Here is a 22,011-nt window from a genome sequence, read left to right as displayed (position 1 = left end):
CGCAAATTAAATCTCGTCAGGTGTACGCAGGTTGGTTACGGCAATGCGTTCACCGCGCTTGCGTTCGCGCTCTGATTGCATATTGGCGCGATAAACGCCCTGATCGCCAACCACCCAGGAGAGCGGACGACGTTCTTTGCCGATAGATTCCTGCAACAGCATCAGTGCCTGCATGTACGCTTCAGGACGCGGCGGGCAGCCCGGGATATACACATCAACCGGGATGAATTTATCAACGCCCTGCACAACGGAATAAATATCGTACATACCGCCAGAGTTGGCACAGGCACCCATTGAGATAACCCATTTTGGCTCCAGCATCTGGTCATACAGACGCTGAATAACCGGTGCCATTTTGGTAAAGCAGGTTCCTGCCACCACCATCAGGTCAGCCTGACGCGGCGAAGCACGCAATACTTCTGCGCCAAAACGCGCCACGTCATGCACCGCGGTAAACGAAGTCACCATCTCAACGTAACAGCAGGAAAGACCGAAGTTATACGGCCAAATTGAGTTTTTACGACCCCAGTTAACCATGTCATTGAGCTTGCCCATAAACACGTTTTTGTTAACTTCTTGCTCCAGAGGGTCGGTTACGATCTCCTGCTTTTGCAGGGGGTAACGGTCGTTCTCACCGTTGGGATCTATGCGGGTGAGCGTATAATCCATCTTAATGCCTCGCGGTTAGCGTTGACGATTAGCGATACTGTTCGTTTCCGGGTTCATACGCTCGCGGCGTGAACGCGCGGGCGTCCAGTCCAGCGCGCCAATACGCACCAGATAAACCAGACCTGCCAGTAACACAAAAATAAAAATTGCAGCTTCCACAAAGCCTACCCAGCCGCTTTCGCGGATAGAGGTTGACCATGCGAACAGATACAGCGCTTCAACGTCGAAGATAACGAAGAACATGGCCACCAGATAAAACTTGGCGGACAGGCGTAAGCGGGCGGAGCCGACCGAGTCGATACCGGATTCAAACGGCACGTTTTTCGACCTCGCGCGTGCGCGACCGCCTAAAAACCAACCGCCTACCAGCATCAGGCAACACAGGCCAATGGCAACGATAAGAAAGATAGCGAATGCCCAGTGATGAGCGATGACTTCAGTGGATGTTGACATACTCATTGCTTACTCATCAAAAGTAGCGCCAGATTCACTGCTCTTCACGGCAGATGGACGCCACATCGATTCATGGGGAGGAATAAAAAAAACCTTACAATCACTGTAGAAATTCTTTTATACAGCTAATTGATGTGGTCTTTTACTCCTTTCTATAACCTTTTGTCAACTTTAACAAAAGTTTCTTCACATTAGTTTACATAATATCAACACCATTAGCATTTAATGCCCTTTCACCCCAGATCCTTGACGACTCCAGGATAATTAGATGTTGTTGAATCGTGTCCGTTGTGAAGCAATGGAAAAAATACGGGTCTATTTTGACAGGAATTTGTGTCGATTCCTCCCCCCAAAAGAGAGTATTTTCTTGATCTGTGACACGCTTTTGTCATTCCATAACAAAAACGCAGCAACAAATTTACGTATTTTTTAACATCATTGTAGCAGGTGATTTTTTTCAGGCGATTATTTGTGCGTTCGGGACGTGAATCTCTGGTGATTGAAAAATGAACAGTTTTGTATGTTCTGCACGATACGAGGAAGGCTTTTTACTAAAAAAAAGCCGCTGGGGTTTAAAACACCCCCAGCGGCTCGTTTTTACACTATTGTCTCAGAAATTATCTATGGTCCGTCGATTACTCGATATCCCTTTCAATCAACAATGAGTCATCGCCTTCCGGAGCAGACATTGGGCTGTATTGCCACGGATTATGGTAGCTCTCCATCGCCTGATAGATCACCTGGGCCAGCTCATTATTACTGGACGGGTCATAGCACAGCAAATATTCGGTATCGGGTAGCGGCGGTAAGCCATCTACTCCACTCAGCACACGCAGGTCTGGACTCATCATCTCGACCGGCCTTGCCGTCACGCCAAGACCGGCTTTTACTGCCGCACGAACTGCCGGAAGCGTCGAGGCGACATAAGCCAGTCGCCATGGAATATCTGCTTTATTAAGCGTCGCCAGCACCATATCGCGAAACGGGCTAGGATCATCCAGCAATACAAGAGGGATCGGCTCGCCTTTTTGCAATACGTATTCCGCTGCGCAGTACCAGTGTGTTGGCGAGGTACGCAGGTTCAATGCCTTAAACGTTGAAGGACGATGGGTGGTTACCATCAAATCCACTTCCTGGGATTCCAGCATTTCTGCCATATAGGCATTACGTTTAACGCGGACATCCAGCGCTAGTTTCGGATAAACCGAACTCACGCGATTTAACAGGAAAGGTAAGATCGTATCGGCAGATTCATCTGAAGCTCCGATAGTTAACACGCCCTGAAGATTACTGAACATTAATGATGAGCAGGCCTCATCATTAAAACGCAGGATTTTCCTGGCGTAACCAAGAAGTTGAATGCCATGTTCAGTTAACAGTTTGTTGCGACCGTGACGAGCGAACAGTTCTTTCCCAACGAGTTGTTCCAGACGCTGCATTTGCTGACTTACGGCGGACTGAGTACGACACACAGCGGCAGCTGCGGCAGCAAAAGTGTTCAGATCGGCAACAGCAACAAATGTTCTCAGCAGATCGAGGTCGAGGTTAATTATCGGACGATTTGCACTTATCATATATTATCACTTACTGGCGGCTCATACTGAGCTGGTTAATGCTGTGCACACACAAACAAGCAATTCCATTTGTAATGTGCCTCCCTGGCAGTTTCATCCGGAACCCGGACGAAAGTAAAAATGCATATGAGTTGCACTAAAAAAGCGACTCACATTGTTCCGTTATAATGCCTGAAGTGGATCACAGAATATATCTTCAGGAATCGCATATCTATTAAGTTACTCACTCTTTTGTATTTATGACATGCGCGTGTTTGTATAAATGTAAATGTGAGTCCTTGTTCCACTCTCGTGCAGCATCGCTGGTCATACGCGAACACGTACAAACAGCAATGGTGAGGCGGCATCAAGAGCAGGGATCCGTCATTTATGCGAGCATTTTACCCCAAAAACCTTTTATTTATAAGGGTCATTGCGAATTATCTGATGCAAAGTTATGTTATGTTAGGCAAAGTAATCTTCTATTATTAATAAGCACAACAAAACCTTTTTGAATATTAAATAATAATTAATTAGCATCATCCTCATACATTAATCCCGCTTAACAATAGTTTCACACCTTGCACCCATTACGACACCTCGGAAATCATCACGCTGTTAAACTCTCCGTAATGCGGAAATATCATCATCACGATTCATTAGTGAATTCTTAAACGAGGCATTTTCAAACAATTATCTTACAGATAAAAAAACCACACTCACAATTAAGAATCAGAACAATTCACTACATAACATTAATTATTAAGCATATACACCTCATTATTTTGCCATTATTAAGTTATTAACAGCACAATCAAGCCTTCCCCTCTGGCAAAATCTTATTCTGCAGACCTTCAAAACGCCGTCCTGGGGGAGTACATTGTTCTAAGCTGACTTCCACGGCAGGGAGTGGCGATAACAGCAAAAAAGGTCAAGATTCATGTCCCCCATTGAAAAATCCAGCAAATTAGAGAATGTCTGTTACGACATCCGTGGTCCGGTGCTGAAAGAAGCAAAACGCCTGGAAGAAGAAGGTAACAAGGTACTGAAACTGAACATCGGCAATCCTGCACCATTCGGTTTTGACGCGCCAGATGAAATCCTCGTTGACGTGATTCGCAACCTGCCTACCGCTCAAGGGTATTGCGATTCCAAAGGGCTTTACTCCGCGCGTAAAGCCATCATGCAGCACTACCAGGCTCGTGGCATGCGTGATGTTACCGTGGAAGATATTTACATCGGCAATGGTGTATCGGAGCTTATCGTTCAGGCAATGCAGGCATTGCTGAACAGCGGGGACGAAATGTTGGTTCCTGCACCTGATTACCCACTATGGACCGCGGCGGTTTCGCTCTCCAGCGGTAAAGCGGTGCATTATCTTTGCGATGAATCCTCTGACTGGTTCCCGGACCTTGATGATATTCGCGCTAAAATTACGCCTCGTACGCGTGGGATCGTTATTATCAACCCAAATAACCCAACCGGCGCGGTATATTCCAAAGAGCTTTTAATGGAGATAGTGGAGATTGCACGTCAGCATAATCTCATTATCTTCGCCGATGAAATTTATGACAAAATTCTCTACGACGACGCTGAGCATCACTCAATTGCGCCGCTGGCACCTGATCTGCTGACCATTACCTTTAACGGCCTGTCGAAAACATACCGCGTTGCAGGCTTCCGTCAGGGGTGGATGGTGTTGAACGGGCCGAAAAAACACGCCAAAGGCTACATCGAAGGTCTGGAAATGCTGGCTTCAATGCGCCTGTGTGCTAACGTTCCTGCGCAACACGCCATTCAGACTGCACTAGGCGGTTATCAGAGCATCAGTGAATTTATTACTCCCGGCGGGCGTCTTTATGAGCAGCGTAACCGCGCGTGGGAATTGATCAACGATATTCCGGGCGTTTCCTGCGTGAAACCGCGCGGTGCGCTGTACATGTTCCCGAAAATCGACGCCAAACGCTTTAATATTCACGACGATCAGAAAATGGTGCTGGATTTCCTGTTGCAGGAAAAAGTTCTGTTGGTGCAAGGGACGGCATTCAACTGGCCGTGGCCGGATCACTTCCGCATTGTCACGCTACCGCGTGTCGATGATATCGAGCTGTCTTTGAGTAAGTTCGCGCGTTTCCTTTCTGGTTATCATCAGCTGTAATCTTAATTTCACTGCCGGAGATTGCATCCGGCAGTGTTATCCCGCCACAATGACCTGATGATGTCATCATACATAAGGTCACTATGAAACAGAGCCATTTTTTTGCCCATCTCTCCCGCCTGAAACTCATTAACCGCTGGCCGCTGATGCGCAACGTGCGGACTGAAAATGTGTCCGAACACAGTTTGCAGGTAGCGATGGTCGCCCATGCGCTGGCAGCTATCAAAAATCGGAAATTTGGCGGTAATGTCAACGCCGAACGTATCGCTTTACTGGCGATGTACCACGATGCCTCAGAAGTGCTCACCGGCGATCTCCCTACTCCGGTGAAATACTTCAATTCGCAAATCGCTCAGGAGTACAAGGCGATTGAAAAAATCGCTCAGCAAAAACTGGTCGATATGGTTCCGGAAGAGCTGCGGGATATCTTTGCGCCGTTAATTGACGAGCATGCATATAGCGATGAAGAAAAATCGCTGGTGAAACAGGCAGATGCACTGTGTGCATATCTGAAATGTCTGGAAGAACTCGCGGCGGGAAATAATGAATTCTTGCTGGCAAAAACGCGACTGGAAGCGACGCTTGAAGCGCGCCGCAGCCAGGAGATGGACTACTTCATGGAAGTCTTTGTTCCCAGCTTCCATCTTTCGCTCGATGAGATTAGCCAGGATTCACCGCTGTAAGCAGCCGGAGTCTGCGTCGCATCAGGCAATAAGCGCCGGATGCGACATCAGGCTCTTGTCAAAACGGAAACAGCATCGGGATCATCACCACACAAACCGCCATCACGATAATGGTGAACGGTACCCCCAACTTCACAAAGTCACTGAAGCTGTAATTTCCCGGACCTAAAACCAGTGTGTTAACCGGTGAAGAAACCGGCGTCATAAAGGCGGCGGATGCTGCCATCGCCACGACCATCGCAAATGGATAAGGCGACACACCCATCGTTTTGGCAGCAGCCAGCGCAATCGGAGCCATCAACACCGCCGTTGCGGTATTAGAGATAAATAGCCCAATAACCGCCGACAAGACAAACAAACAACCCAGCATCATATGTGGCCCGTAACCGCCGCCAATGTCCATCAGCCCTTTCACCGCCAGCGCGACACCTCCCGTTTTCTGTAATGCCACAGCAAACGGCATCATCCCAACGATCAAAATAATGCTCGGCCAGTGAATGGATTTATAGGCGCTTTCAGCATCGATACAGCGGAATTTCCCCATCAGCAGGCAGGCGATGATAGCGGCAACAGGATTAGGAATTTCATCGGTCAGCATTAACGCCACCATCAACACCAGGCAAAAAATGGCATGAGGTGCCTGACTGTGTGCTGGCGATGCTTCACTCACTTCTTCTGGTAAGTTCAGCGCCACAAAGTCACGCCCTTGTTTTGCCAGCATACCGATCAGTTTCCAGTTACCCACAACCAGGATGATATCGCCCAGCAGCAGAGGCTCATCCGCCAGCGAACCTTCCATCGCCTCGCCATTGCGCTTTAGCCCCACCACATTCAGTCCGTAGCGGGTACGAAAACCAATTTCGCGCACCGATTTACCAATAAGTTCTGACTCAGGAATTAATGAAATCTCTGCCATGCCCACATCAAGTGCCTGGTCAGAAAAATACTCGCCGCGCAGTACCATCGGCTCCAGCAATTGCTCACTACAAAATTGCCGGAGATCGACATCAGCCGCAGACATATCAATAAGCAAAACGTCACGCGCGCGAAATTCAGAAACCCCATTAACGTTCACGATAACGCGACGAAAACGCCGCCAGCGTTCAACACCGATGACGTTAGCGCCATAACGCTCACGTAATTTGAGATCGTCCAGCCGTTGACCAATCATTGGCGATCCGGGGCGAATAGCCAGACGTCGCGCACGCCCGGTCAGTCGATATTCACGGATAAGATCGCGAAAGGTTCGACGCGTCCAGCCTTCGCGCTGCGGGGTCTGGGTATCCCCTTTCAGCATGAAACGCATCACTAACATATACAAAATACCCAGCACCAGCACGACCAGGCCAATAGGTGTTACGCTAAAGAAACTAAAACCATGATAGCCTTCACGCAGCAATTCACTGTTGACTACCAGGTTCGGCGGCGTCGCCACCAGCGTCATCATGCCGCTTATCAGCCCGGCAAAACTTAACGGCATCATCAGGCGCGACGGCGACGTTTGCATACGCATGGCAACGCTTAACACCACGGGAATAAAGATAGCGACAACGCCGGTTGAACTCATAAACGCGCCAAGCCCCGCGACGGTCAGCATCAACAAAACCAACATTTTGATTTCACTGTTGCCCGCCACTTTGACCAGCCATGTCCCCATTACGGTGGCAACACCGGTACGGACCAAACCATCGCCAATAATGAACAAGGCGGCAATCAGGACAACGTTAGGATCGGAAAAGCCGGAAAATACTTCGGGGACCGTCAGCGTTCCGCTTAATGCAAACGCGACAATAACAAACAAAGCGACCGCATCCATACGCACTCTGCCCGTCGCAAACAAGACGATGGCAACGGCCAGTAATGAAAGAACCCAAATCAATTCACCGTTCACAACTTATCCTTGTTAATTGAGGGGGATGACTTGATTCTGCCATAAAAAAGCCCCGACGAGACGGGGCTAAATCATGATCAGGTGTTTCACTGAATAATAACATCGCCATTTGGCTGTTTGGTCACAGTAATTTGCTCCAGACTGTGGAGGACCAAATCGACCTCATTCAGGCGCGGGGTATCTGCCGGAGCGTTAACCGCAATGACATGACAACCCGCCGCCAGGCCAGAAAGCACGCCAGCGGGAGCATCTTCCACCACCACACACTCCTGCGGCGCAAGCCCCAGCAGCTGCGCGCCTAACAGATACGCATCAGGTTCTGGTTTTCCGCGCTTCACTCGCTCAGCGGTTACAAACACCTCTGGTGCGGGAAGCCCAGCTACTTTATGGCGCGCTCGCGCTACCGGCATGGAGCCAGAAGTCACAATGGCCCACGGAATACCTGCTTTATTCAAATGATTGAGTAAGGCGATTGCCCCCGGAAGCGCGGTAATACCCTCGGTTTCCGTGGCCTCGATTTGCTCCAGACACGTAAACTCGGCGGCAATATCAGCCTCGGATTTGCCCGCCATAAAATGGCGCAGAGAGGTGATCGCCTGTTTACCGTGAATGAAAGCCAGCACCTCTTCCGGCGCTAACCCATGACGTCTGGCCCAGTTGCTCCACGCCCGCTCTACCGCAGGCAGGGAATCCACCAGCGTTCCATCAAGATCAAACAGAAAACCTTTGCACCGCACGCGGACCTCCTCAGGCGTTGATAATTTGATTAATTTCGTTGGCGCTCAAATGGTACTGACGCGGGCAGGCATGCCACACATTAAGCATGCGCTGATATTTTTCCCACATTGGCGTCTGGGCGTTAAAACCGTGAGTTCCAGCGTCAAAATGGGTATAGCGCCCTTCCACATTAACCATAAAGCGGACATAACCGAGGTAACGTGCTTCAGTGGCGGCGTCAAAGCCGAGGAAGGTGACACGACGTTCATCGATGGATTGCTGGTCCTGCAAATTAGACCAGGAAACATGCAACGCATGATACATCTCCATAATGTCGATGATAGTGCGGCAGGTTTCTTCTTTCAGCTCGCCAAACTCGCGATCCAGTTCACGCATCTGTAATCCATAACCACGCTCAATGATTGTTTGCAGGCGACGGTAACGTTCAGCATTTGCCGGATCGAGCATAGTCATCATCTTGTACTGGTTAGACAAAATAAGACGTTGCGCGTTGGTCATTTCCATTGTTGACTCCTGTATCACTCTACTACGGTGAAAAAAAAGAAGGCTGAGTATGCCTTCTTTTATATGCGTAATCAGGGGTCAATTACAAATCATCAAGGAAAGTTTTATCCAGTTGTTTGAAGGCGCGCTTAAGCGTGTCAGCTAATGCCTGGTAATCAGGCTTGCCTTCAACGGGTGCCAACACCTGTCCAGACTCCTGCAATTTACCGCGAACTTCATAAAACCAGTTGAGGATAGCAGGGGGTAATGGCGTTACAGAACGCTTGCCCAGCCACCACAATCCCTGCATGGGTAAACTTAAGGCGAACAGCGCAGTGGCAACTGCCGGCCCAAGCTGACCGCCCAGGGCAATCTGCCAGCAGAGAGTAAATACGGCGATCGGCGGCATAAAACGGATCGCATAACGCGTCATCTTGATAACGCGATTTTCGACAAAGACCGGGGCAAGGCGTTTTTCCAGCGGCCACGTCTTTGAGTAATGCTGTCCCCGGCGAAACAAGCTAAAAAAATTAACAGAACGATTATCCGGCGTTGACATGCTTCACCTCAACTTCACATATAAAGATTCAAAAATTTGTGCAAATTCACAACTCAGCGGGACAACGTTCAAAACATTTTGTCTTCCATACCCACTATCAGGTATCCTTTAGCAGCCTGAAGGCCTAAGTAGTACATATTCATTGAGTCGTCAAATTCATATACATTATGCCATTGGCTGAAAATTACGCAAAATGGCATAGACTCAAGATATTTCTTCCATCATGCAAAAAAAATTTGCAGTGCATGATGTTAATCATAAATGTCGGTGTCATCATGCGCTACGCTCTATGGCTCCCTGACGTTTTTTTAGCCACGTATCAATTATAGGTACTTCCATGTCGAGTAAGTTAGTACTGGTTCTGAACTGCGGTAGTTCTTCACTGAAATTTGCAATCATCGATGCAGTAAATGGTGAAGAGTACCTTTCTGGTTTAGCCGAATGTTTCCACCTGCCCGAAGCACGTATCAAATGGAAAATGGACGGCAATAAACAGGAAGCGGCTTTAGGTGCAGGCGCCGCTCACAGCGAAGCGCTCAACTTTATCGTTAATACTATTCTGGCACAAAAACCAGAACTGTCTGCGCAGCTGACTGCTATCGGTCACCGTATCGTACACGGCGGTGAAAAGTATACCAGCTCCGTAGTGATCGATGAGTCTGTTATTCAGGGTATCAAAGATGCAGCTTCTTTTGCACCGCTGCACAACCCGGCTCACCTGATCGGTATCGAAGAAGCTCTGAAATCTTTCCCACAGCTGAAAGACAAAAACGTTGCTGTATTTGACACCGCGTTCCACCAGACTATGCCGGAAGAGTCTTACCTCTACGCCCTGCCGTACAACCTGTACAAAGAGCACGGCATCCGTCGTTACGGCGCGCACGGCACCAGCCACTTCTATGTAACCCAGGAAGCGGCAAAAATGCTGAACAAACCGGTAGAAGAACTGAACATCATCACCTGCCACCTGGGCAACGGTGGTTCCGTTTCTGCTATCCGCAACGGTAAATGCGTTGACACCTCTATGGGCCTGACCCCGCTGGAAGGTCTGGTCATGGGTACCCGTTCTGGTGATATCGATCCGGCGATCATCTTCCACCTGCACGACACCCTGGGCATGAGCGTTGACGCAATCAACAAACTGCTGACCAAAGAGTCTGGCCTGCTGGGTCTGACCGAAGTGACCAGCGACTGCCGCTATGTTGAAGACAACTACGCGACGAAAGAAGACGCGAAGCGCGCAATGGACGTTTACTGCCACCGCCTGGCGAAATACATCGGTGCCTACACTGCGCTGATGGATGGTCGTCTGGACGCTGTTGTATTCACCGGTGGTATCGGTGAAAATGCCGCGATGGTTCGTGAGCTGTCTCTGGGCAAACTGGGCGTGCTGGGCTTTGAAGTTGATCATGAACGCAACCTGGCTGCACGTTTCGGCAAATCTGGTTTCATCAACAAAGAAGGTACCCGTCCTGCGGTGGTTATCCCAACCAACGAAGAACTGGTTATCGCGCAAGACGCGAGCCGCCTGACTGCCTGATTTCACACCGCCAGCTCAGCTGGCGGTGCTGTTTTGTAACCCGCCAAATCGGCGGTAACGAAAGAGGATAAACCGTGTCCCGTATTATTATGCTGATCCCTACCGGAACCAGCGTCGGTCTGACCAGCGTCAGCCTTGGCGTGATCCGTGCAATGGAACGCAAAGGCGTTCGTCTGAGCGTTTTCAAACCTATCGCTCAGCCGCGTACCGGTGGCGATGCGCCCGATCAGACTACGACTATCGTGCGTGCTAACTCTTCCACCACGACGGCCGCTGAACCGCTGAAAATGAGCTACGTTGAAGGTCTGCTTTCCAGCAATCAGAAAGATGTGCTGATGGAAGAGATCGTCGCAAACTACCACGCTAACACCAAAGACGCTGAAGTCGTTCTGGTTGAAGGTCTGGTCCCGACACGTAAGCACCAGTTTGCCCAGTCTCTGAACTACGAAATCGCTAAAACGCTGAATGCGGAAATCGTCTTCGTTATGTCTCAGGGCACTGACACCCCGGAACAGCTGAAAGAGCGTATCGAACTGACCCGCAACAGCTTCGGCGGTGCCAAAAACACCAACATCACCGGCGTTATCGTTAACAAACTGAACGCACCGGTTGATGAACAGGGTCGTACTCGCCCGGATCTGTCCGAGATTTTCGACGACTCTTCCAAAGCTAAAGTAAACAATGTTGATCCGGCGAAGCTGCAAGAATCCAGCCCGCTGCCGGTTCTCGGCGCTGTGCCGTGGAGCTTTGACCTGATCGCGACTCGTGCGATCGATATGGCTCGCCACCTGAATGCGACCATCATCAACGAAGGCGACATCAATACTCGCCGCGTTAAATCCGTCACTTTCTGCGCACGCAGCATTCCACACATGCTGGAGCACTTCCGTGCCGGTTCTCTGCTGGTGACTTCCGCAGACCGTCCTGACGTGCTGGTTGCCGCGTGCCTGGCTGCCATGAACGGCGTAGAAATCGGTGCCCTGCTGCTGACTGGCGGCTACGAAATGGACGCGCGCATTTCTAAACTGTGCGAACGTGCTTTCGCTACCGGCCTGCCGGTATTTATGGTGAACACCAACACCTGGCAGACTTCTCTGAGCCTGCAGAGCTTCAACCTGGAAGTTCCGGTTGACGATCACGAGCGTATCGAGAAAGTTCAGGAATACGTTGCTAACTACATCAACGCTGACTGGATCGATTCTCTGACTGCCACTTCTGAGCGCAGCCGTCGTCTGTCTCCGCCAGCGTTCCGTTATCAGCTGACTGAACTTGCGCGCAAAGCGGGCAAACGTATCGTTCTGCCGGAAGGTGACGAACCGCGTACCGTTAAGGCAGCCGCTATCTGTGCTGAACGTGGTATCGCAACTTGCGTACTGCTGGGTAATCCGGCAGAGATCAACCGTGTTGCAGCGTCTCAGGGTGTAGAACTGGGTGCAGGCATTGAAATCGTTGATCCAGAAGTGGTTCGCGAAAGCTATGTTGGTCGTCTGGTCGAACTGCGTAAGAACAAAGGCATGACCGAAACCGTTGCCCGCGAACAGCTGGAAGATAACGTAGTTCTCGGTACGCTGATGCTGGAACAGGATGAAGTTGATGGTCTGGTTTCCGGTGCTGTTCACACTACCGCAAACACCATCCGTCCGCCGCTGCAGCTGATCAAAACTGCACCGGGCAGCTCCCTGGTATCTTCCGTGTTCTTCATGCTGCTGCCGGAACAGGTTTACGTTTACGGTGACTGTGCGATCAACCCGGATCCGACTGCAGAACAGCTGGCAGAAATCGCGATTCAGTCCGCTGATTCCGCTGCGGCCTTCGGTATCGAACCGCGCGTTGCTATGCTCTCCTACTCCACCGGGACTTCTGGTGCTGGTAGCGACGTAGAAAAAGTTCGCGAAGCAACTCGTCTGGCGCAGGAAAAACGTCCTGACCTGATGATCGACGGTCCGCTGCAGTACGACGCTGCGGTAATGGCTGACGTTGCGAAATCCAAAGCGCCGAACTCTCCGGTTGCAGGTCGCGCTACCGTGTTCATCTTCCCGGATCTGAACACCGGTAACACCACCTACAAAGCAGTACAGCGTTCTGCCGATCTGATCTCCATCGGGCCGATGCTGCAGGGTATGCGCAAGCCGGTTAACGACCTGTCCCGTGGCGCACTGGTTGACGATATCGTCTACACCATCGCGCTGACTGCGATTCAGTCTGCACAGCAGCAGTAATCTCGTCATCATCCGCAGCTTTGCGCTGCGGATATCTGAACCGGAAATAGTCACTATTTCCGGTTTTTTATTCTCTTAATTTGCATTAATCCTTTCTGATTATCTTGCTTAGCTGCGCTGCATCAATGAATTGCGCCATCTCACTTTGCATACTTACCACTTTGTTTTGTGCAAGGGAATATTTGCGCTATGTCCGCAATCACTGAATCTAAACCAACCAGAAGATGGGCAATGCCCGATACGTTGGTGATTATCTTTTTTGTTGCCATTTTAACCAGTCTTGCCACCTGGGTAGTTCCGGTGGGCATGTTTGACAGTCAGGAAGTGCAGTATCAGGTTGATGGTCAAACAAAAACACGAAAAGTCGTAGATCCACACTCATTTCGCATTCTGACTAACGAAGCAGGCGAACCTGAGTATCACCGCGTACAGCTGTTTACGACGGGCGATGAACGCCCGGGCCTGATGAACTTCCCGTTTGAAGGGTTAACCTCAGGATCGAAATACGGGACAGCCGTTGGCATCATCATGTTTATGCTGGTGATTGGCGGCGCGTTTGGCATTGTGATGCGTACAGGAACCATTGATAACGGTATCCTGGCGCTTATTCGCCATACCCGCGGAAATGAAATTCTCTTTATTCCTGCGCTCTTTATTCTGTTTTCACTTGGCGGCGCGGTATTTGGTATGGGAGAAGAGGCCGTCGCCTTTGCCATTATCATCGCACCGCTAATGGTCCGGCTAGGCTATGACAGTATTACCACCGTCCTGGTGACCTATATCGCCACGCAAATCGGTTTTGCCAGTTCGTGGATGAACCCGTTTTGTGTGGTTGTTGCTCAGGGGATTGCCGGCGTTCCGGTGCTTTCTGGCTCCGGGTTGCGCATCGTGGTGTGGGTTATCGCCACTCTGATTGGCCTGATCTTTACCATGGTGTACGCCTCACGAGTGAAAAAGAATCCTCTTCTGTCACGCGTGCATGAGTCCGACCGCTTCTTTCGTGAAAAGCAGGCGGATGTTGAACAACGTCCGTTTACCTTTGGTGACTGGCTGGTATTGATTGTCCTGACCGCCGTAATGGTCTGGGTGATTTGGGGCGTGATCGTTAATGCCTGGTTTATTCCAGAAATTGCCAGCCAGTTCTTCACCATGGGTCTGGTGATTGGCATCATCGGCGTTGTTTTCCGCCTTAACGGCATGACGGTTAATACCATGGCTTCATCCTTCACCGAAGGGGCGCGAATGATGATCGCCCCTGCCCTGCTGGTAGGTTTCGCCAAAGGGATTTTGCTGCTGGTCGGTAATGGTGAAGCGGGTGATGCCAGCGTGTTAAATACCATCCTCAACAGCATTGCCAATGCCATTAGCGGTCTGGATAACGCGGTCGCGGCCTGGTTTATGTTGCTCTTCCAGGCGGTATTTAATTTCTTCGTGACGTCCGGTTCTGGTCAGGCGGCGTTAACCATGCCGTTACTGGCACCGCTTGGCGATCTGGTCGGTGTTAACCGTCAGGTTACCGTGCTGGCGTTCCAGTTTGGTGATGGCTTCAGCCACATCATTTACCCAACCTCAGCTTCGTTAATGGCGACGCTCGGTGTGTGCCGGGTGGACTTCCGTAACTGGCTGAAGGTGGGCGCGACCCTGCTTGGACTGCTGTTTATTATGTCCAGCGTCGTAGTGATCGGCGCTCAGTTGATGGGCTACCACTAAAAATGTTAAGAGCCGCAATTGCGGCTCTTTTTTCATTCTGCCGTTTCAGTCTCTACGGCTTCATTTTTGGCATTGCGCTTCATCCACAACGCCAGCGCTTTCAGCGAGTCTGGAGTGAACTCATCGCAGCGTGCGGTGATTTCTTCCGGTGTCAGCCAGCAAACTTCACTGACTTCATCTTCCTGTAGGGCGAAGGGACCGTGAGAGACGCAACTGAACAACGCGCCCCAGACACGGCAATTTTTATCTTCGAAATAGAACTGCCCGTGCTCGGCAAAGGGGACACCGGCAATGCCCAACTCTTCTTCCGCTTCGCGACGCGCGGATTCCAGCAGTTGCTCATCGGCCTGGACTACACCGCCTGCGGTCGCATCTAACATGCCGGGTAAAAAGTCTTTTGTCTCGGTACGACGCTGGACCAGAATTTTGCCCATGCCATCATGCACGACGATGTAAGTTGCACGATGACGCAGACACTGTGCCCGCATTTGTTCCCGGCTGGCTTGTGCAATGACTTCGTTCTCTTCATTGACAATATCCACCCATTCAGTACTTGCCAAACGACGCTGTTCCATTATCAGGAAACCTTCTTTTTCTGGCGCTCTTACGGCGCATTTTGAGTTGTGGGTAAATTACGGATTAATCGCGACCTGCGCAATGATACTTTGATCATTGAGTGCGATTACACTAAGTACGTCATTATCCAGCATGCCATAACTCGCCGGATTACCGCCTTTCGGAATACTCACCGAGCCGGGGTTGAAGTGGAAAATCTCCCCCCGCTGTTCTGCCACTGGCAGATGGGTATGACCGTACACCAGCACATCGTTCTGGTTTAAAGCAGGCAGATTTTCCGGCCCAAACAGATGACCATGCGTCAAAAACAGACGTTGTTTTTCCAGTAATACCTGTTGCCACGGCGCGGTTATCGGGAAATGCAAAAGCATTTGATCCACTTCGCTGTCGCAGTTGCCGCGCACAGCGATAACCTTATGTGCCACTTCATTAAGCCGTTCAGCGACTTTGGCTGGCGCGTAACCCTCCGGTAAAGCATTACGCGGGCCGTGATTCAACACGTCGCCAAGGATCACCAGCCACTGGGCACCGCTTTGGGCAAACAACTCCAGAACACGTTCCGTCGCCGGTAACGACCCATGAATGTCCGATGCAAACATCAGTTTCATCACTCACTCCTCGTCGAAAAAACGTAAGCTATGATACTGGATTCTGTCGTTGCTATCAGCCAGATTGCTTCGCCGAAAGTGCAATAAAACGCTGGACAGACGCTCGCTGCCACTGGAATGTCGCATAATCCACCAGGCGTTCCGGCACCTCATCGCCATGGAGTACCAGGCGGTTAATCATTAGCGCCAGATCAGTATCAGCAATGCACCATTCACCAAATAAATTCGGCTGACCCAGTGCTAACAAATGTTCTGCCATCGCGAACAGTTTCTCTGCACTGGCTTTTCCCTCCGCCGTTAATGGCGCTTTTTTCGCACCCGCAAAGACAACATCCGTTGGACGTTCCTCGCGGATGGGCATCAGATCGCTACGCAGCCAGGCCTGAATCTGTCGTGCACGCGCACGATTTTCTAAATCAAGCGGATAAATGCGTTCCCAGGTCGGTGGCGCAAATCGATCTTCCAGATACTCCGCAATGGCAGAAGATTCACTCAACTCAAAATCATCAATTTGTAATAACGGCACACGGCGTGTCTGACCGTAACCTTGCCACGTCGGCTGCAAATGTTCACCGCTGTCGAGGTCGATGGTCTTGATATGAAACGACAGGCCTTTTTCCTGCAACGCCACCCAGGCGGATAACACATAAGGGGAGAAAAAATGGGCATCTGACCAAAGCGTGATAGCGGGTTTACTCATTATGTCCTCGGCAATAAAGGGGGCTGGCTATCAAACTATAGAGCCTTTTTGTCACTGTCACGTGACGAATACTCACGCAAGTCGCCGCGCTTTCTATACTTGTGGTGTTCAGATGATTAGACAACCGGAGCTGCAATGATCGATCTCTATTTCGCCCCGACACCAAATGGTCACAAAATTACGCTGTTTCTCGAAGAAGCAGGGCTGGATTATCGCTTGATTAAGGTAGACCTGGGGAAAGGCGGTCAGTTTCGCCCGGAATTTTTGCACATTTCGCCTAACAACAAAATTCCGGCAATTGTTGATCATTCTCCAGCCGATGGCGGCGAACCGCTAAGCCTCTTTGAGTCTGGTGCCATTTTGTTGTATCTGGCTGAGAAAACAGGACTCTTTTTGAGTCATGAAACGCGTGAGCGCGCCGCCACATTACAGTGGTTATTCTGGCAGGTAGGCGGACTGGGGCCGATGCTTGGGCAGAATCATCATTTTAATCACGCTGCCCCCCAAACCATTCCTTACGCTATTGAACGTTATCAGGTTGAAACTCAGCGTCTGTACCATGTACTGAACAAGCGGCTGGAAAACTCGCCCTGGCTGGGAGGTGAGAACTACAGCATTGCGGATATTGCCTGCTGGCCGTGGGTTAATGCCTGGACTCGCCAGCGAATTGACCTTGCAATGTATCCGGCAGTCAAGAACTGGCATGAGCGGATCCGTTCGCGCCCTGCCACCGGTCAGGCACTGCTAAAAGCACAACTCGGTGATGAGCGTTCGGATAGTTAACAGAAACAGGTTCTCGTGTATTATTTCATTCTAAGTAAAACAACGGAGAACCTGCAATGGCACAACCTGCCGCTATTATTCGTATAAAGAACCTTCGTTTACGTACGTTTATCGGAATTAAGGAAGAAGAAATTAACAACCGTCAGGATATTGTTATCAATGTGACGATCCACTACCCCGCCGATAAAGCGCGCACTAGCGAAGATATCAACGATGCGCTGAATTATCGCACCGTAACGAAAAACATTATTCAGCATGTAGAGAATAACCGTTTCTCTTTGCTGGAAAAATTAACTCAGGATGTGCTCGATATCGCACGTGAACATCACTGGGTGACGTATGCTGAAGTGGAGATCGATAAACTGCACGCGCTGCGCTACGCTGATTCGGTATCCATGACCTTAAGCTGGCAGCGTTAACCGCCATATCGGGAGGCTGCATGAACATAGTGATCACCGGAGGGACGGGATTAATTGGTCGCCATTTGATTCCACGTTTGCTGGAGCTGGGCCATCAAATCACGGTAATGACGCGTAACCCGCAGAAAGCCAGTTCCGTTCTCGGCCCTCGGGTGACACTATGGCAAGGGCTTGCCGATCAAAGCAACCTCAACGGCGTTGATGCGGTAATCAATCTGGCCGGAGAACCGATTGCTGATAAACGCTGGACTCACGAGCAAAAAGAGCGTCTCTGCCAAAGCCGCTGGAATATCACGCAAAAACTGGTCGATTTGATTAATGCCAGCGACACGCCACCGTCGGTACTCATTTCCGGCTCGGCAACGGGCTATTATGGCGACTTAGGTGAAGTGGTGGTTACCGAAGAGGAACCGCCGCATAACGAATTTACCCATAAACTCTGCGCCCGCTGGGAAGAAATTGCCTGCCGGGCACAAAGTGACAAAACGCGAGTGTGCCTGCTGCGTACCGGCGTAGTGTTGGCACCGGATGGCGGTATTCTCGGTAAAATGCTGCCGCCGTTTCGTCTTGGTCTGGGCGGGCCGATTGGCTCCGGTCGGCAGTATCTGGCCTGGATTCATATTGATGATATGGTCAACGGCATTCTCTGGCTGCTGGATAACGAGCTGCGTGGACCATTTAATATGGTTTCGCCCTACCCGGTACGCAATGAACAATTTGCCCATGCGCTCGGTCATGCGCTGCATCGCCCGGCCATTTTGCGCGTCCCCGCGACCGCCATTCGACTGTTAATGGGCGAATCTTCAGTACTGGTATTAGGTGGACAACGCGCGCTGCCTAAACGGCTGGAAGAAGCGGGTTTTGCGTTTCGCTGGTACGATTTAGAAGAGGCGCTGGCGGATGTTGTTCGCTGATGTGGTTTACTGCAAACATCCGCCAGTTAACTCCTGGTGTTACAGAATTAGTGGCTTTGCGCGATAAGATCGTCTGGTGAAAGTCGGGTCACCATCATAACTAACTCTCTGTCTAAACCTCTCTCCAGCATCTCCTGAGCAATACGCAGGGCTTCTTCGTGTTTGCCCTGCATTGCGCCTTCTTCACGTAATCTGTCAGCAATAGTCATCAGTTTCTCCTTTTCTTGTGGTGCGCGTTCCGCTATCTCACCAATAAATGCACGGAAACGCTGGGCATCTCCCGTTTGTAATACATAATTAAACAGGGCTTTTAGCTGCCTGTCATTAGTGTTTCCTGTAACTAGCAGCGAAACAATTTGGTCGACTAATCCCAACAGATCGCGCTGACGAATATGTTTCTGAATTAACTCCAACAGCGCCATTTTGCGATGTTGCATAATCTCGTCATCCGGCACCACGGTAATATCCACCAGCGGAAAAGCCGATGAATATATTTTGCGGGCTATAGCAGGCTCGGCAAATTCATCAAGCCAGCAGAGTGAATAAGGATAAGGACTTCTGCAACCATGATAAAACAGCATCGGGATCACCAATGGAAGCTCTTTATAGCCTGCATCAAGATGGTTTTGCATCGCCGCAATGGAATAGCGCATCATGCGAAAAGCCATTAATTCTTCCGGCTTACTTTGGTGCTCTATCACTACATAAATATAACCCGCTCCCTCCTGCGTTTTCACAGACCACAAGAGGTCGGAATAATATTGCCGCAGGTCTTCATCAATAAAACTGTTTGGTTCCAGTTTAAGCGTTGTTAAATCACACAGTTTGCGCAGCGGCGCGGGAAGATGAATATCAATAAAATCCCGCGCGGTGTCTGGATGGCGTAAAAAAGATTTAAATACCGCATCATGCGGCGTGGAAGTTGTCGATATTGTCATGGCGTTCCGTCACCCCTCAAATTTAAGATAACGCGACAATAACCACGATTAACACCCAATGCAGCAGGCTGTTTTTATCTTTGGACAGCGAATTCAGAACTATTTTTAGCGGACTGCAACTTTTACATTTCAGCGGAAGCTGACTCGCAAATTCCCCTTGAAAATACTCCGGCAGCGTTAGCCACCGGAGGGGGAATTATTTCAGCGATCCCTTAAGGAACTGTTGCAGACGAGGGCTTTGCGGGTTACCAAATAACTGTTCTGGCGCACCCTCTTCTTCTATTTTCCCCTGATGGAGGAAAATGACGTGAGTAGAAACATGGCGAGCAAAGCCCATTTCGTGAGTCACTACCACCATGGTTTTCCCCTCTTCTGCCAGTTGCTGCATAATACGTAACACCTCGCCTACCAGTTCAGGATCGAGCGCCGAGGTAGGTTCATCAAACAGTAAAACTTCCGGTTCCATTGCCAGCGCCCTTGCGATGGAAACACGCTGTTGCTGACCACCGGACAGATGCACCGGGTATTTCCCCTGCGCACGTTCGTCTATCCCAACTTTTGCCAGATACTTCACCGCCCGCTCGCGCGCTTCCTGCTTGCTCAGGCCCAACACCTGAATCGGCGCTTCCATGACGTTTTCCAGCACCGTCATATGGCTCCAGAGATTGAAGTGCTGGAATACCATCGTCAGGCGTGTGCGCAGTAAGCGCAGCTGATTTTTATCGGCGACTTTGAGTTGACCGTCTTTGTCGCGCACCAGATTGATCGTCTGGCCATTGACCACGATCGATCCTTCACTCGGTTTTTCGAGGAAGTTAATGCAGCGCAGAAAGGTACTTTTCCCCGATCCCGACGATCCGATGATGCTTATGACATCTCCGGCATTCGCTTGCAGTGAGACCCCTTTCAGCACTTCGTGTTCGCCGTAGCGTTTGTGCAAATCGATAACGTTTAATTTATTCTCGGACATCGTATTCTCAGTGCGTTGAAGAAGGTTTCACATGCTGCAACCAGCGTTTTTCCGCTCTGCGAAAGAGGCTGATCAGGACATAAGAGATGATTAAATAGAGCACCGCGGCAATGCCGAAGGCGGTAAAAGGTTGATACGTGGCGGCGTTAATATCGCGGGCTATTTTCAGCAGATCCGGCACAGTAGCGGTGAAAGCCAGCGCAGTAGAGTGCAGCATCAGGATCACTTCGTTGCTGTAGGCCGGTAACGCAATACGCAGCGCCGATGGCAAAATAATGCAGCGATACATTTTAAAGGTCGAGAAGCCATAGGCTCTGGCGGCTTCGATTTCCCCATGCGGCACTGAACGGATCGCTCCGGCAAAAATCTCGGTAGTGTAAGCGCAGGTGTTGAGCGTCAGCGCCAGCACGGTACAGTTCAGGCCACTGCGAAAAAAGGCGTTAAGGAACTCGGTTCCCTTAACAATTTCCAGCGTGTACATGCCGGAATAGAACACCAGCAACTGAACATACAGCGGCGTACCGCGAAAAATATACGTAAATAACCAGATTGGAAACTGGATGTATTTATTACTTGAGACGCGACCAATCGCCAGAAACAGCGCCATGACTCCGCCTATCACTACCGACAAAATCAGCAGCCACAGGGTGATCGCCACGCCAGTAAAGCGATAACCGTCAGTCCACAGCAGCGGTTTCCAGTATTCATGTAAGATTTCGATCACAGGTCAGCCCTCTTCACACCCACGGAGTAGCGGCGCTCAAGGAACAGCAGCACACCATTGGAAACAGTGGTGAAAACCAGGTAAATCACGCCACAGACGATGGCGAAATAGAACGGTTCCCAGGTACTTTTGCCTGCCAGCTGCGTGGCTTTGACCACATCTTCCAGGCCGAGTAACGAAACGAGTGCGGTAGATTTGAGGATCACCTGCCAGTTGTTGCCAATGCCTGGCAGGGCGTAACGCATCATCGCCGGAAACATGATCCGCCGAAACACTTGCCCACGAGTGAAACCGAACGCCGTCGCCGCCTCTATATGTCCTTTCGGCACTGCCATAAAAGCGCCACGGAACGTTTCGGTAAAATAAGCACCGTAGATAAAACCGAGAGTAATAATACCAGCGACCATCGGATCGATATCAATCTGCCCGACGCCCATCGCCTCCGTCACCGTGTTTAGTGCAATCTGCAAACCGTAGAAAATTAGCAGCATCAACACCAAGTCCGGCACGCCTCGAATCAGCGTGGTGTACCCTTCGAAAATCAGCCCCGAAAGCCGATTTTGCGAGAGCTTACCGCCAGCGCCAATTAAACCGATGATTACAGCGAGCACTACAGAGCTGATAGCCAGCTCCAGCGTGACGAGCGCACCCTGTAAAATAACACCTGAAAACCCATACAACATGCTGCCTGTCCTGTCGTGTGTGGTGAATTACCGCCTCTTG

22 protein-coding genes are annotated in these 22,011 nt (G+C 50.4%); 8 read left to right on the top strand and 14 right to left on the bottom strand.

Annotation, left to right across the window (positions count from 1 at the left end):
* Positions 1-6 precede the first annotated feature (6 nt).
* The 3 genes from nuoB to lrhA all read right to left on the bottom strand — a co-directional run bounded on the left by nuoB (position 7) and on the right by lrhA (position 2,696).
* Complete coding sequence (gene nuoB / locus ACJHYD_RS01435; protein ID WP_000386733.1) at positions 7-669, bottom strand: NADH-quinone oxidoreductase subunit NuoB; 663 nt, start codon at positions 667-669, stop codon at positions 7-9.
* Between the two features lie 15 nt (positions 670-684).
* Positions 685-1,128, bottom strand: a complete 444-nt coding sequence (gene nuoA / locus ACJHYD_RS01430; RefSeq protein ID WP_000062997.1) for an NADH-quinone oxidoreductase subunit NuoA — start codon at positions 1,126-1,128, stop codon at positions 685-687.
* Positions 1,129-1,757: 629 nt separating this feature from the next.
* Positions 1,758-2,696 (bottom strand): transcriptional regulator LrhA, encoded by a 939-nt coding sequence (gene lrhA / locus ACJHYD_RS01425; protein WP_000622290.1) that lies wholly within the window; start codon positions 2,694-2,696, stop codon positions 1,758-1,760.
* A 919-nt stretch (positions 2,697-3,615) separates the two neighbouring features.
* On the opposite strand from lrhA, the gene alaA reads away from it, so the two are divergent.
* On the top strand, positions 3,616-4,833 hold the full coding sequence (alaA, locus tag ACJHYD_RS01420) for an alanine transaminase AlaA (RefSeq protein WP_000074527.1): 1,218 nt from the start codon (positions 3,616-3,618) through the stop codon (positions 4,831-4,833).
* An 83-nt stretch (positions 4,834-4,916) separates the two neighbouring features.
* The gene (yfbR, locus tag ACJHYD_RS01415; RefSeq protein ID WP_000813860.1) at positions 4,917-5,516 is read left to right on the top strand and encodes a 5'-deoxynucleotidase; all 600 of its coding nucleotides are present in this window, start codon (positions 4,917-4,919) and stop codon (positions 5,514-5,516) included.
* Positions 5,517-5,574: 58 nt separating this feature from the next.
* Here the strand turns inward: yfbR and ACJHYD_RS01410 are convergent, their stop codons facing one another.
* The 4 genes from ACJHYD_RS01410 to yfbV form a co-directional block, all read right to left on the bottom strand.
* Positions 5,575-7,407: an SLC13 family permease gene (locus ACJHYD_RS01410; RefSeq protein ID WP_001012889.1), complete on the bottom strand. Its 1,833-nt coding sequence runs from the start codon at positions 7,405-7,407 to the stop codon at positions 5,575-5,577.
* Positions 7,408-7,493: 86 nt separating this feature from the next.
* Positions 7,494-8,144, bottom strand: a complete 651-nt coding sequence (gene hxpA, locus ACJHYD_RS01405; RefSeq protein WP_001551397.1) for a hexitol phosphatase HxpA — start codon at positions 8,142-8,144, stop codon at positions 7,494-7,496.
* 10 nt (positions 8,145-8,154) lie between these two features.
* Positions 8,155-8,649 carry a YfbU family protein gene (locus tag ACJHYD_RS01400; RefSeq protein ID WP_000426124.1) on the bottom strand — a complete coding sequence of 165 codons (495 nt, stop codon included), beginning with the start codon at positions 8,647-8,649 and terminating at the stop codon, positions 8,155-8,157.
* Positions 8,650-8,731: 82 nt separating this feature from the next.
* A complete protein-coding gene (yfbV, locus tag ACJHYD_RS01395; protein ID WP_000106627.1) occupies positions 8,732-9,187 on the bottom strand; it encodes a terminus macrodomain insulation protein YfbV in 456 nt (151 codons plus the stop codon).
* A 337-nt stretch (positions 9,188-9,524) separates the two neighbouring features.
* On the opposite strand from yfbV, the gene ackA reads away from it, so the two are divergent.
* The 3 genes from ackA to yfcC all read left to right on the top strand — a co-directional run bounded on the left by ackA (position 9,525) and on the right by yfcC (position 14,656).
* Positions 9,525-10,727: an acetate kinase gene (gene ackA, locus ACJHYD_RS01390; RefSeq protein ID WP_000095707.1), complete on the top strand. Its 1,203-nt coding sequence runs from the start codon at positions 9,525-9,527 to the stop codon at positions 10,725-10,727.
* A gap of 74 nt (positions 10,728-10,801) precedes the next feature.
* Positions 10,802-12,946, top strand: a complete 2,145-nt coding sequence (gene pta, locus ACJHYD_RS01385; RefSeq protein WP_000086716.1) for a phosphate acetyltransferase — start codon at positions 10,802-10,804, stop codon at positions 12,944-12,946.
* Between the two features lie 189 nt (positions 12,947-13,135).
* Positions 13,136-14,656: a putative basic amino acid antiporter YfcC gene (gene yfcC, locus ACJHYD_RS01380; RefSeq protein WP_001274493.1), complete on the top strand. Its 1,521-nt coding sequence runs from the start codon at positions 13,136-13,138 to the stop codon at positions 14,654-14,656.
* Between the two features lie 32 nt (positions 14,657-14,688).
* Here the strand turns inward: yfcC and yfcD are convergent, their stop codons facing one another.
* The 3 genes from yfcD to yfcF are packed head-to-tail and all read right to left on the bottom strand — an operon-like array spanning position 14,689 to position 16,540.
* Positions 14,689-15,231 (bottom strand): NUDIX hydrolase YfcD, encoded by a 543-nt coding sequence (gene yfcD / locus ACJHYD_RS01375; protein ID WP_000437935.1) that lies wholly within the window; start codon positions 15,229-15,231, stop codon positions 14,689-14,691.
* Positions 15,232-15,288: 57 nt separating this feature from the next.
* Complete coding sequence (gene yfcE / locus ACJHYD_RS01370) at positions 15,289-15,840, bottom strand: phosphodiesterase (RefSeq protein ID WP_000772452.1); 552 nt, start codon at positions 15,838-15,840, stop codon at positions 15,289-15,291.
* A gap of 55 nt (positions 15,841-15,895) precedes the next feature.
* Positions 15,896-16,540 carry a glutathione transferase gene (gene yfcF, locus ACJHYD_RS01365; protein WP_000042440.1) on the bottom strand — a complete coding sequence of 215 codons (645 nt, stop codon included), beginning with the start codon at positions 16,538-16,540 and terminating at the stop codon, positions 15,896-15,898.
* 135 nt (positions 16,541-16,675) lie between these two features.
* On the opposite strand from yfcF, the gene yfcG reads away from it, so the two are divergent.
* Genes yfcG through ACJHYD_RS01350 form a run of 3 tightly spaced genes read left to right on the top strand, consistent with a single transcriptional unit; the run spans position 16,676 to position 18,656 of the window.
* Entirely contained in the window at positions 16,676-17,323 is a 648-nt protein-coding gene (gene yfcG, locus ACJHYD_RS01360; RefSeq protein ID WP_001551398.1) for a GSH-dependent disulfide bond oxidoreductase, read from the top strand.
* 56 nt (positions 17,324-17,379) lie between these two features.
* Positions 17,380-17,742 carry a dihydroneopterin triphosphate 2'-epimerase gene (gene folX, locus ACJHYD_RS01355; RefSeq protein WP_000068457.1) on the top strand — a complete coding sequence of 121 codons (363 nt, stop codon included), beginning with the start codon at positions 17,380-17,382 and terminating at the stop codon, positions 17,740-17,742.
* 20 nt (positions 17,743-17,762) lie between these two features.
* A complete protein-coding gene (locus tag ACJHYD_RS01350) occupies positions 17,763-18,656 on the top strand; it encodes a TIGR01777 family oxidoreductase (protein ID WP_001551399.1) in 894 nt (297 codons plus the stop codon).
* 47 nt (positions 18,657-18,703) lie between these two features.
* Here ACJHYD_RS01350 and rpnB read toward each other — a convergent pair whose 3' ends face one another.
* The 4 genes from rpnB to hisQ all read right to left on the bottom strand — a co-directional run bounded on the left by rpnB (position 18,704) and on the right by hisQ (position 21,971).
* Positions 18,704-19,594, bottom strand: a complete 891-nt coding sequence (rpnB, locus tag ACJHYD_RS01345; protein WP_000156122.1) for a recombination-promoting nuclease RpnB — start codon at positions 19,592-19,594, stop codon at positions 18,704-18,706.
* Positions 19,595-19,790: 196 nt separating this feature from the next.
* Positions 19,791-20,564, bottom strand: coding sequence for a histidine ABC transporter ATP-binding protein HisP (gene hisP, locus ACJHYD_RS01340; RefSeq protein ID WP_001293612.1), 774 nt, complete (start codon positions 20,562-20,564; stop codon positions 19,791-19,793).
* 7 nt (positions 20,565-20,571) lie between these two features.
* Positions 20,572-21,288: an ABC transporter permease gene (locus ACJHYD_RS01335; RefSeq protein WP_000569963.1), complete on the bottom strand. Its 717-nt coding sequence runs from the start codon at positions 21,286-21,288 to the stop codon at positions 20,572-20,574.
* Positions 21,285-21,971: a histidine ABC transporter permease HisQ gene (gene hisQ / locus ACJHYD_RS01330; RefSeq protein WP_000965518.1), complete on the bottom strand. Its 687-nt coding sequence runs from the start codon at positions 21,969-21,971 to the stop codon at positions 21,285-21,287. Before hisQ ends, ACJHYD_RS01335 begins: the two co-directional genes overlap by 4 nt.
* Positions 21,972-22,011: the final 40 nt, after the last annotated feature.

This window comes from Escherichia sp. WS1368 (assembly GCF_046487485.1).
GTDB lineage: Bacteria > Pseudomonadota > Gammaproteobacteria > Enterobacterales > Enterobacteriaceae > Escherichia > Escherichia coli.
This window is presented reverse-complemented; position numbering and strand designations above follow the sequence as displayed.

Coding starts and splice junctions, on each gene's coding strand:
- nuoB (WP_000386733.1), bottom strand. CDS start 669: ATGGATTATACGCTCACCCGCATAGATCCCAACGGTGAGAACGACCGT.
- nuoA (WP_000062997.1), bottom strand. CDS start 1,128: ATGAGTATGTCAACATCCACTGAAGTCATCGCTCATCACTGGGCATTC.
- lrhA (WP_000622290.1), bottom strand. CDS start 2,696: ATGATAAGTGCAAATCGTCCGATAATTAACCTCGACCTCGATCTGCTG.
- alaA (WP_000074527.1), top strand. CDS start 3,616: ATGTCCCCCATTGAAAAATCCAGCAAATTAGAGAATGTCTGTTACGAC.
- yfbR (WP_000813860.1), top strand. CDS start 4,917: ATGAAACAGAGCCATTTTTTTGCCCATCTCTCCCGCCTGAAACTCATT.
- ACJHYD_RS01400 (WP_000426124.1), bottom strand. CDS start 8,649: ATGGAAATGACCAACGCGCAACGTCTTATTTTGTCTAACCAGTACAAG.
- yfbV (WP_000106627.1), bottom strand. CDS start 9,187: ATGTCAACGCCGGATAATCGTTCTGTTAATTTTTTTAGCTTGTTTCGC.
- ackA (WP_000095707.1), top strand. CDS start 9,525: ATGTCGAGTAAGTTAGTACTGGTTCTGAACTGCGGTAGTTCTTCACTG.
- yfcC (WP_001274493.1), top strand. CDS start 13,136: ATGTCCGCAATCACTGAATCTAAACCAACCAGAAGATGGGCAATGCCC.
- yfcD (WP_000437935.1), bottom strand. CDS start 15,231: ATGGAACAGCGTCGTTTGGCAAGTACTGAATGGGTGGATATTGTCAAT.
- yfcE (WP_000772452.1), bottom strand. CDS start 15,840: ATGAAACTGATGTTTGCATCGGACATTCATGGGTCGTTACCGGCGACG.
- yfcF (WP_000042440.1), bottom strand. CDS start 16,540: ATGAGTAAACCCGCTATCACGCTTTGGTCAGATGCCCATTTTTTCTCC.
- yfcG (WP_001551398.1), top strand. CDS start 16,676: ATGATCGATCTCTATTTCGCCCCGACACCAAATGGTCACAAAATTACG.
- folX (WP_000068457.1), top strand. CDS start 17,380: ATGGCACAACCTGCCGCTATTATTCGTATAAAGAACCTTCGTTTACGT.
- ACJHYD_RS01350 (WP_001551399.1), top strand. CDS start 17,763: ATGAACATAGTGATCACCGGAGGGACGGGATTAATTGGTCGCCATTTG.
- rpnB (WP_000156122.1), bottom strand. CDS start 19,594: ATGACAATATCGACAACTTCCACGCCGCATGATGCGGTATTTAAATCT.
- hisP (WP_001293612.1), bottom strand. CDS start 20,564: ATGTCCGAGAATAAATTAAACGTTATCGATTTGCACAAACGCTACGGC.
- hisQ (WP_000965518.1), bottom strand. CDS start 21,971: ATGTTGTATGGGTTTTCAGGTGTTATTTTACAGGGTGCGCTCGTCACG.